Origin of the sequence: Pantoea sp. FN0305, assembly GCF_050113845.1 — a bacterium.
Classification (GTDB): Bacteria; Pseudomonadota; Gammaproteobacteria; order Enterobacterales; family Enterobacteriaceae; genus Mixta; species Mixta alhagi.
In genome coordinates, this window is record NZ_JBNJSN010000002.1 from 618,291 (window position 1) to 632,820 (window position 14,530).

General features: G+C 55.9%; 8 protein-coding genes and 1 pseudogene. 7 read left to right on the plus strand and 2 right to left on the minus strand.

Features of this window, described 5'->3' with window-relative positions; all coding sequences use genetic code 11:
- Positions 1–3: 3 nt before the first annotated feature.
- The 6 genes from ACQE3Y_RS07015 to ACQE3Y_RS07040 all read left to right on the plus strand — a co-directional run bounded on the left by ACQE3Y_RS07015 (position 4) and on the right by ACQE3Y_RS07040 (position 12,928).
- Positions 4–10,749 (plus strand): hemagglutinin repeat-containing protein, encoded by a 10,746-nt coding sequence (locus tag ACQE3Y_RS07015; RefSeq protein ID WP_426981169.1) that lies wholly within the window; start codon positions 4–6, stop codon positions 10,747–10,749.
- A 10-nt stretch (positions 10,750–10,759) separates the two neighbouring features.
- Positions 10,760–11,122 carry a ribonuclease toxin immunity protein CdiI gene (gene cdiI, locus ACQE3Y_RS07020; RefSeq protein WP_426981171.1) on the plus strand — a complete coding sequence of 121 codons (363 nt, stop codon included), beginning with the start codon at positions 10,760–10,762 and terminating at the stop codon, positions 11,120–11,122.
- A gap of 79 nt (positions 11,123–11,201) precedes the next feature.
- On the plus strand, positions 11,202–11,804 hold the full coding sequence (locus ACQE3Y_RS07025) for a hypothetical protein (protein WP_426981172.1): 603 nt from the start codon (positions 11,202–11,204) through the stop codon (positions 11,802–11,804).
- Positions 11,801–12,058, plus strand: a complete 258-nt coding sequence (locus ACQE3Y_RS07030) for an immunity protein (protein ID WP_426981173.1) — start codon at positions 11,801–11,803, stop codon at positions 12,056–12,058. Before ACQE3Y_RS07025 ends, ACQE3Y_RS07030 begins: the two co-directional genes overlap by 4 nt.
- Positions 12,059–12,170: 112 nt before the next feature.
- Positions 12,171–12,713: a hypothetical protein gene (locus ACQE3Y_RS07035; RefSeq protein ID WP_426981174.1), complete on the plus strand. Its 543-nt coding sequence runs from the start codon at positions 12,171–12,173 to the stop codon at positions 12,711–12,713.
- A complete protein-coding gene (locus ACQE3Y_RS07040; RefSeq protein WP_426981175.1) occupies positions 12,710–12,928 on the plus strand; it encodes a hypothetical protein in 219 nt (72 codons plus the stop codon). Before ACQE3Y_RS07035 ends, ACQE3Y_RS07040 begins: the two co-directional genes overlap by 4 nt.
- 47 nt (positions 12,929–12,975) lie before the next feature.
- Here ACQE3Y_RS07040 and ACQE3Y_RS07045 read toward each other — a convergent pair whose 3' ends face one another.
- A complete protein-coding gene (locus tag ACQE3Y_RS07045) occupies positions 12,976–13,188 on the minus strand; it encodes a SymE family type I addiction module toxin (RefSeq protein WP_426981176.1) in 213 nt (70 codons plus the stop codon).
- A 73-nt stretch (positions 13,189–13,261) separates the two neighbouring features.
- A pseudogene (locus ACQE3Y_RS07050) lies at positions 13,262–13,456 on the minus strand (transcriptional regulator); the annotation flags it as partial.
- A gap of 64 nt (positions 13,457–13,520) precedes the next feature.
- On the opposite strand from ACQE3Y_RS07050, the gene ACQE3Y_RS07055 reads away from it, so the two are divergent.
- A partial coding sequence (locus tag ACQE3Y_RS07055; protein WP_426981177.1) for a VENN motif pre-toxin domain-containing protein occupies positions 13,521–14,530 on the plus strand: 1,010 nt, incomplete at its 3' end.

The following is a 14,530-nucleotide window of genomic DNA, read 5'->3' on the forward strand; positions in this document are numbered from 1 at the left end:
ATTATGAATAAACTTTGCTATCGCATTATTTTTAATAAAGTTCGTGGGATATTGATGGTGGTGCCCGACATCGCCCGCGGAGGTTATACCCGCTTTGCCCGCAGCCGTCAGCGCAGAATGCCAGAAGTGCAGGTGCGCATTAACCCGCTCTGTTACGCTCTGTGGTTTGCAGCAGGCGTGGTCAGCCTGCCCACGCAGGCCAATATTGTCGCGGATAGCCGTGCGCCCGGAAATCAGCAGCCCACGGTTGTGTCAACGGCCAATGGCCTGCCGCAGATCAATATCCAGACGCCGAACAGCCACGGCGTTTCGCGCAACCAATACAGCCAGCTTGATGTCGATAAGCGCGGCGCTATTCTCAATAACAGCCATAAAAATGTCCAAACCAAACTGGGCGGCATGGTTGCGGCCAACCCCTGGCTGGCAAAGCAGGAAGCCAGCGTCATTCTCAATGAAGTGAACAGCCGTAACCCAAGCCAGCTTAACGGTTTTATTGAGGTCGCCGGGAAACGTGCGGCGGTAGTGATCGCTAATCCCTCTGGTATTACCTGCAACGGCTGCGGCTTTATCAATGCCAGCCGCAATACTTTGACCACCGGGCAGCCGGTAATGGAAAACGGGCAGTTGAAGGGCTTCGACGTCAACGGCGGTCGCATCAATATTGAAGGGAAAGGCTTACGAGATACGGCAGCAGACTATACCCAGATTATTGCGCAGTCGGTGACGGTGAATGCTAAATTGCATGCCGGCGAGCTGAACGTCGTAACCGGTCGAAATGAGGTGTCGGCAGAGGGGCGCGTGACCCGCGTAAAAGCGTCTGATGCCACCAGCCAGCCTGCTTATGCGCTTGATGTGGCAGCGCTTGGCGGCATGTACGCCAACAAGATTACCCTGACCGGCACTGAGCAGGGCGTTGGGGTTCGCAACGCAGGGGAACTGGGTGCAAGTGTAGGCGAGCTTCGCCTGACCCTTGATGGCAAGCTGGAGAACAGCGGCACGCTGCACAGCCATGACGCGCTGCATATCGCCAGCCAGGGCGATCAACACAACAGCGGAAAGATAGGCTCACAGCAGGATGTCACGTTAACTTCAGAAGGGACACTGCATAACAGCGGGACGATTATTGCTGCAGGAAATAACAGACTCACAGCACAGGGTATTAAGAGTAGCAGCGAAGGAACCTTGGCGGCAGGCGTTGACAACAGCGGCGCTCTGACGCAGCCGGGAAATCTGGTGCTCACCAGTCAGGGAGAGCTGAAAGCGCAGGGGCAAAACCTGGCGCGTGATGGGATTTTGGTTCAGGGAGCCAGGGTCGATCTGAGCGGAAGCCAGACAACAGCGGGAAATATTGCGCTGACTTCTACGCAGGGAGATATCACCACCTCGGCTGCCACGCTAACGGGGAAAAATCTTCGCGTGCAGGCGGCTACCCAACTGACCAATAAGAAAGGCAAGATCGCTTCGGACAGCCTCAGCGTTACGGCAAAAAATATTGATAACGAGGGCGGCCTGCTGCGCCAGCAAAATCATGAGACGCTGATCCTGAATACCGGATCATTGCTTAACAATCAGGGAACGATCGTTAACGAAGGTGATACGCACCTTCAGGCGCAAGACATTGAAAACCGCAGCGGGTTGATCGCAGGCAACGGGCATGCCCTCACGCTTGATGCAGAGCGCTTAAATAACCAGCAGGGCAGCATACAGCTGGCGGGCAACGGGAGATTAACGGTTAACGCTGGTCAGCTTGAGGGCGCGCAGGGCAACCTATTATCGGCTGGCGCAATGACCATAAAAGGCGACCATCTCGATTTATCCCACGGGCAGACACAGGCGGAGTCGCTAACCTTGACCGGGAAGACGCTTGATCACCATCAGGGTCTGCTCAGTCAGCGGGGCACAGGAGAGATGGTTCTTGCGCTTTCCGACGCAGTGGATAACCAAAATGGACGTATTGAAAGCGGCGGCAGCCTGAATGTGACGTCAGGCAACCTGAATAACCGCCGTGGCACGCTGCTGGCGGCGGACAAAGGCGATCTGCAACTGCATGCCCGCCGCGATCTGAACAATGCTCAGGGCAAGCTGCTGGCGGGCAATAACCTGCAACTATCCGCCGCCACGCTGCAAAACCAGCAAGGTCTGGTTGCCGCAACACACGGAGAGGCCCGTCTGACGACCCAGGAGAAGATTGATAATACCCAGGGACGTATTGAGGCTGCGCGGCAGTTGACGGCTAAGAGTCAGGGCCTGAATAACCGTGACGGTATATTGCTGGGCGGCGATCTGGCCGTGAATACACAGCAGGGCGAGTTAACTAACGCCAGCGGTAAGCTGGTGGCGCAACAGAACCTGAATTTCACAGGTGGTAAGGTAGATAACACCGCAGGCCTTATTCAGTCCGGTAAGGATTTGCTGATAGATACCCAGGGTCAGATGCTGGTCAACGCAGAGAGCGGCAAGGCGGGCATTCTGAGCGGCGGCACGCTCTCCGTCACCAGCGGTGCTATTGATAACCGTCGTGGCTTGATCGCTGCGTCCGATGCTGCACATCTCACCAGTGGCAATCTAACGAATACCGATGGCACGGTGCTTTCAGAACAGGCGCTTACCCTTGATACCGGCGCGCTAAATAACCAGCGCGGCCTGCTACAGTCGGCAGAAAAATTGACGATCGATACCCGTGGTGAGACGCTGAACAATACGGATAGCGGCGAGCGGGGCGGTATTGTGGCGTGGGGGGATGTGCGCCTGAAAACCGGTCAGATTGAAGGCAGCAAAGGGGTCATTCAGGGACGAAATGTTGTTATCGATACGCAACAGCATGCGTTTAATCATCAGGAAGGGGTGCTCAGCTCGCAAGGGGGCTTACAGCTGGACAGCGGCAGGTTTAATAACCAGGCCGGACGTATTCAGGCTGGGGGGGAGATGCAGCTTGATACCCACGGCGAGGCCCTGATTAATCAACAAAGCGGGCCGGAAGGCGGCATTATTGCGGGCGGTGATGTCATCCTGAATAGCGGCGAACTGAATAATGATGCGGGTGTGCTGGCCTCAGCGGGGGATATGCAGCTGAACAGCGGTACGCTGGCCAATAGCGACGGCATCCTGGCTGCAGATAAGGCGCTGACGTTGGTGACCGACCGCCTGGATAACGGGCGTGGTTTGCTGCAGGCGGGGGGCCAGTTCTCTCTTGATACGCAAGGCGCGAAGTTGATCAATACCGATAGCGGCGATACCGGCGGTATTATAGCCGGTGGCGATCTACAGTTATCGACTGGACAAATCAGCGGCGACCGTGGCGCAATCTTTGGGCAGAACGTCATTATCGATACCCATCAACAGGCTTTTGATAACCAGCAGGGAAAACTGGGTGCTCTGGGCATCCTGCAACTGAATAGCGGTACGCTGAATAATCGCGCAGGAGAAATTGCCTCTGCTCAGGAGCTCCAGTTGGATACGCATGGCAACCTCCTGGCCAACCGGGATGGACGGCTGATCGGCGGTGACAGGCTGATAATCCATGCGGGAGAAATCGATAATCAAAATGGTCGGCTTACCGGTCAGCGCGCGGCCGACATTACTGGGGGTAACGTTAACAACCGTGCGGGTACGCTGGCCAGCGGCACCGGATCGCTGACGCTGACGGTGGGCGAGATGCAAAACCAGGGCGGGCTGCTGCAGGCGGGAAGCGATCTGACGCTTGATACGCAAGGTCACACGCTGATCAATACCCAGAGCGGTGACCAGCGCGGCATTGTCGCGCTGAATAATCTTGATTTGCACAGCGCGGACATTAACAATCAGGGCGGTTTTATCGCAGCCGGAAACCGGGCCATACTGACAGCGGATAAATTGAATAATGTCCTGGGGCAGGTGGCGGGCAACGGTGGGCTGACCTTTAACGGTCAGGCTGTGGATAACACTGACGGTAAACTGCAGTCGGCGGGTGATGTTGCGATCGATACCGCGGGGCAAAGGCTCGTTAATCAGCGTGGCCTGATTGCCGCATCGGGAGATGCCCATATCGGGAGCGGATTGCTGGATAACCAACAGGGGCAGATTCAGAGTGGAAAAGATCTGACGCTGAACCCCGGCGCGAACCGGCTGCTCAACCAGGGCGGCAGGCTGCTTTCTGCGGACACGCTGACACTGACGGCGGGTCAGCTTGATAACCAGTCGGGGCAAGTACAAAGTATCGGTACAGGACGCCTTGTTCTTGCTCAGCAGCTTGATAATAGCGGTGGATTCATACATGGCGGTCAGGGGCTGGATATCATCACGCCCTGGCTAATAAACCGTGACACGGGGCTGGACGGTAAAGGCATTGAGGGAGCAGCGCTGACGCTACAGACGAATAAGCTGGACAACAGCCAGGGCGCACTGCGGGCAGCCGATCAACTGGAACTGACCGTGCAGCAGGAGCTGGAAAACGTCAATGGTCTTATCTCATCCGCAGCGAGGCTAATCGTTCAGGACGCAGCTCAAGGCCAGACGCTGAAGATCAACAACCGCCAGGGAACGTTGATTGTTGATAAAGAGGGGCAGATCAGAGCCGCTTCTCTGAGCGGAGATGGGCAGGTACTGTCAAAGGGCAATCTGGGCATAACCCTCAACGGCGACTTCCATAATGTGGCTGACGTGAAAGCCAACGGTACGCTGCAACTCACGGCAAAAGGTGACGTGACCAACGAGAGCACCATCGGCGCTCAGCAGGCGCTTTTTCTCACTGCACGCAACATCGACAACAGAGCGACGGGCGAGATCAGCGCCCAGGACACACACGTAAAAGCCGCTAACAACCTGAACAATACCGGACTGATCGATGGCGCGCTGACACATCTGGTGGCAAACGTACTGAATAATACCGGCACGGGACGTATTTATGGCGATCATATCGCCATGGCGGTCAGCATACTAAATAACCTCAGTGAAAATGGCAAAGCGGCCGTTATCGCCGCGCGCGAGCGTCTTGATATCGCTGCCGGCACCATCAACAATCGTCATCACGCCCTTATTTACAGTGCGGGAGATATGCAGTTCGGCAGGCAGCTGGATAACCATTATCACGCCACCGGGCAGGGAGAGCAGCTTAATAACGCTGGCGCGACTATCGAGGCGGGACGGAATGCCTCTATCGCGATGGCGGAGGTAAACAATTCCAACAACCAGCTGACGACCACAACGGTAACAACCGAGAACGCCCGGCATCATGAGGCGGCATTAAAAGGGCACGCCGATCGTTTTGACTGGGGAAAAGTGGATACCAGCCATAAAAACAAGTATGGAGTTCACAAAGCCATTATGCCGGACGGTACCAGCGGCAGTGAATTCTATGAATACAGCTACCAGCGTGTTGTCCAGGAAACTCAGGTCAAAGAGAGCGATCCGGGCAAAATTCTGTCGGGCGGGAATATGTTCTTTACCGCCGATCGTCTGGCTAACCATGACAGTCAAATTCTGGCTGGAGCCACGCTGGGTGGCCAGATAGGCAAACTGGATAATCAGGCCACTAAAGGAACGCGCGTCACAACCGATAACGGAACCGTAAGACGTTGGTATGCCAAAAAAAAGAAAAGGAAATTAGGCGGTACCAAAACTTCGCAGGGCAAAAGCACCAGCAACTATCGCCCGGCGGCAGTTACGCAAACTATCGATCTTAATACCCTGTCATGGCAGGCGAATACCACCGCGCAGGGTACGGGTTACCAGACCGGTAACCGGCAACAACAGGGGGTGGCTACTCAGGCTGGCGCTGTCAGTGCGGTTAACATGCCACAGACGGCAATGGCGGTAGCGTTGCCGACCCATAACGAACCGGCCACCTCACCGGTGATAAATTCGCCGCGTCACAGCAGCGCCGCCACGCTGGACAGCATCAAAGATCGCCCCCTGGTATTACCCGCGGGAGAGCAGTTTTCCCTGACGCTGCCAGCTACCGTGGCGGACGGGCAATCCATCAGGCCGGTTATCCGCACTATTTCACCGAACATCCACCTGCCAGATAACAGCCTGTTCGCACTACAGCCCGCCAGCGACAGCCACTATCTGGTGGAAACCGATCCGCGCTTTGTTAATCAGAAGACCTGGCTGGGCAGCGACTATATGCAGAACGCCCTGTCAGCGGACGGCAGCCAGACCCTCAAGCGGTTGGGTGACGGCTATTATGAACAACGCCTGGTGCGGGATCAGATCGTTCAGCTTACCGGCAATCGCTATATCAGCGGCTATCACAGCGACGAGGAGCAATTCCGTGGACTGATGAATAACGGCGTGGCTTTTGGTGAAAGATATCAGCTTGAACCGGGCGTGGCGCTGACGCCTGTGCAGATGGCGCTGCTGACCAGCGACATCGTCTGGCTGGTTAATCACAAGGTGACGCTGCCGGACGGTACGCAGCAGACTGTGCTGGTGCCGCAGGTCTATGCGAAAGTGAAAGAGGGCGATCTGACCGGCGACGGCGCGTTGCTCGGCGGCGGCGACGTAGCTTTTGATGTTCAGCGGGATATGACCAACAGCGGCACCATTCACGGGCGTGAGGTGACGCAGCTCACTGCGCAGACGCTGGCTAACAGCGGCTATATCGGTGGCAATCAGGTCAGCCTCACCGCTCGCCAGGATATTATCAATACAGGTGGTACGATTGGCGGCGATAAGCGAGTTTCACTGCTGGCCGGACGCGATATTACCAGCCAGGCGACGCTGCGCGGTGAGGGTGCCGATCGCTGGATGGATCGCCCGGCGGGTATTTATGTACAGGCGCCGGACGGCGCGCTGACGCTGAGCGCGCTGAACAACATCACGCTTACGGCCAGCGACCTCGGCAATGCCGGGAAAAGCGGCACCACCCGGCTCGAGGCAGGTAACGATCTGACGCTGGACACCCTGACAACCCGCCACAGCGAGAACGATAGCTGGGGAAGCGACAACTATCGCCGCCTCACGCAGCAGACGGATGTGGGAACGCGTATTACCACCGCCGGGGATCTGCAGCTCAGCGCCGGACGCGACATCCGTACCCACGCGGCTGACGTCATGGTGGACGGCGCGCTGAGTGCCGCTGCCGGGCGTGATATTGCGCTGAACACGGGCAACAGCGTGACTGACTTGACCGAACACAGTAAACAGAGCAGCAGCGGGCTGCTGTCGCGCAGCAGCCTGGAAACCCATGATGCACTGCGCGATCGTCAGGGGATCAGCACCACCTTCAGCGGGGAGAGCATACAGCTGCAGGCGGGGCGGGATATTGCCGTCACGGGCAGCAACATCACGGGGACGCAGGATGTTGGTCTGGTGGCGGGGCGTGATCTGCATGTAACCACCGCCGCAGAATTCCGCGAGGAAAATCATCAGCGTGAGGAGAAAACATCGGGCCTGATGGGGACCGGTGGTATCGGCTTCACCATCGGAAAAGCATCGCAGAAAAGCACCACCGACGCGACCGGCACGTTCAGCAAAGGCAGTGCGGTCGGCAGCAGCGACGGCAGCGTGATCCTCAGCGCGAATAATCAACTTAAGGTACACGGCAGCGATGTTATCGCCGGCAAAGATCTGACGCTGAGTGGCAGCGATGTCGCGGTAAGCGCGGCGGAAAACAGCCACACGGCGCTGACAAAAACCGAACAGAAGCAGAGCGGGCTGACGCTGGCCCTCTCCGGCACGGTGGGTTCGGCGCTCAATTCCATGACACAAATGGCGCACGCCCTGCAGGAGAGTGGCGATGACCGCCTGAAGGCTCTGCAGGCGACAAAAATGGCGCTGACCGGCGTCCAGGGCTTACAGGCGTACCAGATGGATGGGGCCAGTACCGACGCGGCGAACGCCGGAAACAGCGCGGCGGGCCTGGCACCAGGAGATAAAGGCGCAGAGCAGGGCGCGACGGAGACGGTGGGCATCAGCCTCTCCTATGGCAGCCAGTCGTCGAAAAGCGAAACCCGCACGGAAAGCCACCAGGCGCAGGGCAGCACGCTGGGCGCGGGCGGCCACATGAAAATAACCGCCACGGGAGAAGACGCGAAGAGCCGGGGCGATATCCGCGTGCAGGGCAGCCAGCTGAAGGCGGGCGGTGATATGGCGCTGACGGCGAGGAATGATATGAACCTGCTGTCGGCAGAGAACACGGAGCGCACCGACGGAAAAAACAGCAGCCAGGGCGGCAGTCTCGGTGTGGGTCTGACGGCGGGATCCGGCGGCTGGGGCATCAGCGTGTCGGCCAGCGTGAACGGCAGTCGGGGCCGGGAGAACGGCAACGGTGTGACCCATACAGAGAGCGTGCTGGAGGCGGGCGAGGCGCTGAGCCTGAAGGCCGGACGCGATACCACGCTGCGGGGTGCGCAGGTGCGTGGCGACAGCGTGAAGGTGGAGACCGGGCGCAATCTGACGCTGGCCTCAGAGCAGGACAGTGACCGTTACGACAGCAAACAGCGGAGCGCCAGCGCGGGCGGCAGCTTTACCTTTGGCTCAATGACCGTCTCGGCCAGCGTGAACCTGAGCCGTGACAACATGCACAGCCGCTGGCAGAGCGTGGCGGAGCAGACGGGCGTCTTTGCCGGGAAAGGCGGCTTTGATATCCTCACCGGCCAGCACACGCAGCTGGACGGGGCGGTGATGGCCTCGACGGCAGACGGCAGCCTGAACAAACTGGACACCGGCACGCTGGGCTTCAGCGACATTCATAATCACGCAGACTATAAGACGCAGCATCAGAGCGTGGGCTTCAGCACCGGGGGCAGCATTGGCAGTCAGTTTGCCGGAAATCTGGCGAACGGGATGCTGGCGGGGCTGAACAGCAGCGGCCGCGCGGACTCGGTGACGAAAGCGGCGGTAGGTGAAGGCCGCCTCGTGATACGTGACCAGGCAAAGCAGCAGCAGGACGTGACGGCGCTGAGGCGTGACACGGCGGGAGCGAACCCGGGGCTGGAAAAAATCTTCAGTAAGGAGAAGGAACAGCGGCGACAGCAGCAGGCGCAGCTCATCGGGGAAATCGGCAGCCAGGCAGCGGATATCGCGAGGACGCAGGGCGAACTCGAAGGGCTGAAGGCGAAAACGGACCCGGCGGCGCTGGCGGCGGCGGGAGAAGCGCTGGCCGGGAAAGGCAACCTGAATCCTGCCGCCAGTGAGATAATGCAGCAGGCTTATAATACGGCGATGGCGCCTTACGGCACGGGAAGTGCGCTGCAACAGGGGATGCAGGCGGCGACGGCAGCGATACAGGGGCTGGCGGGGGGCAATATCGGTCAGGCTGTCAGCGGTGCGGCAGCGCCGTATCTGGCAGAGCAGATACATAAGCTGACGGAAGGGAACCCGGAAGCAAAAGCGATGGCCCATGCGGTTGTCGGGGCGGTAGCGTCGTATGCGTCAGGCAACAGTGCGCTGGCGGGAGCAGCGGGAGCGGTGAGCGGCGAGCTGATGGCGCAGGTGGTGATGAAGCAGCTGTATCCGGGTAAGGAAGTGGATGACCTGACGGAGACGGAAAAGCAGACCATCAGCGCGCTGGGTACGCTGGCGGCGGGCCTTGCCGGCGGGTTGGCTGGTGACAGTAGTGGTAACGCGGCGGCCGGTGCGCAGGCCGGGAAGAACGCGGTTGAGAATAATGCGCTGCATGCAGAAGATGCTCAGGAAAAAAACAGCATTGAACTGGCATTGTCAAAAACCGGACTGGCCCTGCACCCCAGAACGCCTGAAGAAGTGGCTGAACTGGAGGCACGCCACGAACAGCTGGCCCGGCTTGATGCTGAAATTGATAAGTATGCTCAGGATGCATGCGCAAAAGGAAAAACTTCAGAGGCCTGTCAGGATGCAAACGCCCTGATGCAGGGCCTGAAAGGGAGTTACAACGGTTACGTCGGCCAGCTGACCTACCGGGAGCTGAACCGGGAGGACTACGCTAAAGTCAGCCAGATAGTGGCGAACACCAGCGCTGATAAATGGGATTACGCAATAGAGGGTTACGCGAAGTCACAAAATATCAGCTACCAGGAAGCGAAGGACAAGTTTGCTATAGCTATCAATATTAACCAGGCGGCGGATGTTGCCGGAATATTGTATGGTCTGAAAGGGACGGAAGTTAGCAAAGGCGCTGTCAGCGGCGCAGCGGCAACGCTGAAAACGGTACTGTCGAAGTACGGTGAGTTTAAGCAAAACATTGCGGCCAGTACGAAAGGCAATAACGATGTGCTGGCAATGGCCGGGGCGGGAAATGTTAGTGGTTCTCCGGCTGGCAGTGGTCTGTCCTCGAATGCGTATCTGTCTACGGGGACTGGAGGGAGAGTAACTAAGAGCCAACCAGAAGGAACGACACTGGTCAGTACACCTGATGGCATAAGCTTTAGAATCGATCAGCCAAAACATTTATCAACAGTCGATGGATTTACGCAAAAAAGTGGGATAGCAGGTGGACATAATGCGGATGCATTTTATGATGCAGCCAAACAATACAATGTGAAAATTGTGAGCGAGAAACCTACTCGTGTTAAAGGTATTACACAGGTTGAATATTTAATACCTACTAAGGATAGAGCGGGTAATCTAACAGGAAACTACAAACCTAATTCTGAAACTAAAACCGTATATGATCCAAAGGTATATACCGATAAAGTAATGCTAGAACTTGGTCAACAGGCAGCGATAGTAGGTTATAAGGATGCTATAGCAAAAGGGCAGCAAGCATATGATGCTACGGCTGGTGGTGTAACATTTAGGATCTATCTTGATAAAAACACAGGTAGAGTCACTAACTTCCATCCAAAATAGGATTTAATAGGTGAAATTTTTATTTGATTTACCTTATATGAAATCTGACCATTATTTGGTCATGAAAAGCTATTTTGATCTGATGTATAACGATGATCTTTTTTTAAATGCTGTTGAAAGCATAATAAAAAAGCATTCATTTATGAGAGATGGCGTTTATTGTTTTTTTCCTGATATGAACAGTTACGATGAAAGTGAGCATTTTGAGGGTGTGGAATTTGCTGTCGGATATCCCCCTTCAGAAGCGGATACAATCAATGTCAGCGAAGAAATTTGTTATCACTATGTTCGTCTGGCATGTGAAAGGTATTTAAAAATCCATCCTGAAGATGCAAAAAAGGTGAACAGTTTACTGGCTAAACTTCCAGACTGAGGTTGAGAATAATGCGCTGTCCGGCCTGGAAGGCTTTGGCACCGGTTTCCTGAATAATGTTCAGGCTCAGGGATCGCTGATGACTAATACCAATCTTATTGATGAAACTGGCAAAGTGCTCAATCCGGCGACACCTGAAGAAATTAAATATGCCTCTGATAAGCTGGTGAAAGGTGATTTGCCTGCCGGACAGAATGCTGCAACCGGCTTATTAACGGCATGGGGTGCAGGTGCAACTACAGTTGTGGCACCTGTTCTTTTGCCTGCTACAGCAACGGCGGGAAGTGTTATCGGCGCGGGTGCAATTGGTGGTTCAGCGAACATATTTAATCAGCTGAATGGTGACGGGCCATTCAGTGCCACAGATGCACTTATAGCCACAGGTATAAGTGGATTAACGCAGGGTAAAGGGTTCTGGTTCACTGAAGTGGCAAGTATTACTGGAGCGTATGCGGGGGCTAAAATACAGGGAAAAGATGCGCTTCCGGCTGTGATCGGCGCGGGTTTTGGTACGGCTATAGGTTCTGCTGGCGGTAAATCAGTAGAAATTGGAAACAAATACTATCCTCTAGTATCAGATAAAACAGCTGGCATGGTGGGAGCTATTGGTGGTTCGATCGCCAGTGAAATAACCGGCAGTAAAACTGAAAGCAAGCTGAAAGAAGCAGGGGATAATAAATGAAACAGAGTAATTATGGATTAACAACGCTGTTGATCTTATTATTATCCTTCGTCACTATTATGACCTTAGTCGTTTTATCTGGATGCCTGTGTGCTTCCTTTTTGGTCTATTTGAAAAGTGGAGCTTTCATTTTTGGTTGGCAAGATGACGTGCTTTTCTCAATAAAAAAGGGGTTGATAACAGGCATACCTGTTGGTACAGGCATATGGATATTGTCTAAGCTTAAAGAAAATAAAACATCACATTTAGACTGATGTTGAGAATAACTTCCTGCTCCCTGCCGCGCCGGTTGTCCCCGTTGCGCCGCCTGCTGGCGGTAATGGTGAGGTGAAACCGGGCAACGGATGCAACGGGGCATCAGTCTGCGTGATGACCAAACCGGACGGCAGCGTTGAGGAGACGCCGCCGATTACCGACGGACCGTCCATCGTGGAAGCGCGCGATGAGGCCGCAAAAGCACGCGATCCGAACGTGGCGAAGGAGCTGGGCGGTGCCGGATCGGGAACGCCGGGCGGCTGGGAGCCGCAGGACGAGGAGAATGGGCGGAAGAGCACATCGTCAGATGCTTCTAACAATATTGGAAAGTGGTCTGTTGATGAATTATCTAATGGAGCGAAGCATATTGATCCAGCTTCGAAAAAAGGTGACTTAACACTGGCTGGCAGGGCACTTCAAAAACATGGTAGCCGCCCTGGAAGTGCTTTCCCATCAGCTAAAGGCAACCCATCATCAATAAATGAGCAAGGACAGAAAATAGTCGATAGAATCTTAAACGATCCTAATAAGACCATCATTCAAAGCAATACAGGGCGTTATGGTCAAGTAACAGATATATTCTCATCCAATGGGCAAGGGCTTCGCTATGATGCCCAAGGAAAATTGATAGGGTTTTTGGAGCCACCAAAATGAAAAATAAACTTCATGCGCAGCTAGCAAGCTTGTCAGATAGAGAAAATGTTGTTTACGAAATCTATTTGGATACAGATCAAGTTGCAGAAATATCTAATGAGCCGGATGAAGAAATGCGGATCGAAATTTTTAATTGTCCAAACGCTCAAGGTTGGAACTTTGACTTTAATGAGTTCACTAACTTACTTGAACAAGCCAATAAAAATCTGAAATAATTAAAATCCCGCCCTTTACCGGCGGGATTTTACTTTAAACCAGTCCGCTACTCCTCACCGGCCAGCCGGATGATCAACTGGCCCGGCCCGGCGATCACCTCGATCTTCTGCCCGGTCTCAAAACCCAGCGTCGTCATCCAGCGGCCCTTGAGAGTAATGGACGGCGATGCTTCAAACTTCCGCTGATCCCGGATATAGCCCACGGTGTAACGGCAGGTTGTGGGTGTGCGGGTCTCTGGCTTATGATGTTGCGCAGCCATATCAACTACTCCTGTTAGTTGGTTGTGGTCAGCGGGCTGGGGTGTTCCAGCACCTCAGTTCCGCGTCTGTTAACTACTCTGTTTTACCTGTCACGTTATCCAGCATCTCCGTCACAAACTTCTGCTTCGTCATCGGCATCGGCCGGATCGCGTCGATCTGTTGCTCCAGTCGTGATGCCGGGCCACGCTTCGATGTTCTTCTGACAGGCAGGCCCAGCAGTTCATCCAGCGACAGGTTCAGGATCTGTGCCAGCAGGCAGCAGAGCGCGGGCGGCAGCTTTACCTTTGGCTCAATGACCGTCTCGGCCAGCGTGAACCTGAGCCGTGACAACATGCACAGCCGCTGGCAGAGCGTGGCGGCGCAGACGGGCGTCTTTGCCGGGAAAGGCGGCTTTGATATCCACACCGGCCAGCACACGCAGCTGGACGGGGCGGTGATGGCCTCGACGGCAGACGGCAGCCTGAACAAACTGGACACCGGCACGCTGGGCTTCAGCGACATTCATAATCACGCAGACTATAAGACGCAGCATCAGAGCGTGGGCTTCAGCACCGGGGGCAGCATTGGCAGTCAGTTTGCCGGAAATCTGGCGAACGGGATGCTGGCGGGGCTGAACAGCAGCGGCCGCGCGGACTCGGTGACGAAAGCGGCGGTAGGTGAAGGCCGCCTCGTGATACGTGACCAGGCAAAGCAGCAGCAGGACGTGACGGCGCTGAGGCGTGACACGGCGGGAGCGAACCCGGGGCTGGAAAAAATCTTCAGTAAGGAGAAGGAACAGCGGCGACAGCAGCAGGCGCAGCTCATCGGGGAAATCGGCAGCCAGGCAGCGGATATCGCGAGGACGCAGGGCGAACTCGAAGGGCTGAAGGCGAAAACGGACCCGGCGGCGCTGGCGGCGGCGGGAGAAGCGCTGGCCGGGAAAGGCAACCTGAATCCTGCCGCCAGTGAGATAATGCAGCAGGCTTATAATACGGCGATGGCGCCTTACGGCACGGGAAGTGCGCTGCAACAGGGGATGCAGGCGGCGACGGCAGCGATACAGGGGCTGGCGGGGGGCAATATCGGTCAGGCTGTCAGCGGTGCGGCAGCGCCGTATCTGGCAGAGCAGATACATAAGCTGACGGAAGGGAACCCGGAAGCAAAAGCGATGGCCCATGCGGTTGTCGGGGCGGTAGCGTCGTATGCGTCAGGCAACAGTGCGCTGGCGGGAGCAGCGGGAGCGGTGAGCGGCGAGCTGATGGCGCAGGTGGTGATGAAGCAGCTGTATCCGGGTAAGGAAGTGGATGACCTGACGGAGACGGAAAAGCAGACCATCAGCGCGCTGGGTACGCTGGCGGCGGG

Coding starts and splice junctions, on each gene's coding strand:
- ACQE3Y_RS07015 (WP_426981169.1), top strand. CDS start 4: ATGAATAAACTTTGCTATCGCATTATTTTTAATAAAGTTCGTGGGATA.
- ACQE3Y_RS07025 (WP_426981172.1), top strand. CDS start 11,202: ATGACTAATACCAATCTTATTGATGAAACTGGCAAAGTGCTCAATCCG.
- ACQE3Y_RS07030 (WP_426981173.1), top strand. CDS start 11,801: ATGAAACAGAGTAATTATGGATTAACAACGCTGTTGATCTTATTATTA.
- ACQE3Y_RS07040 (WP_426981175.1), top strand. CDS start 12,710: ATGAAAAATAAACTTCATGCGCAGCTAGCAAGCTTGTCAGATAGAGAA.
- ACQE3Y_RS07045 (WP_426981176.1), bottom strand. CDS start 13,188: ATGGCTGCGCAACATCATAAGCCAGAGACCCGCACACCCACAACCTGC.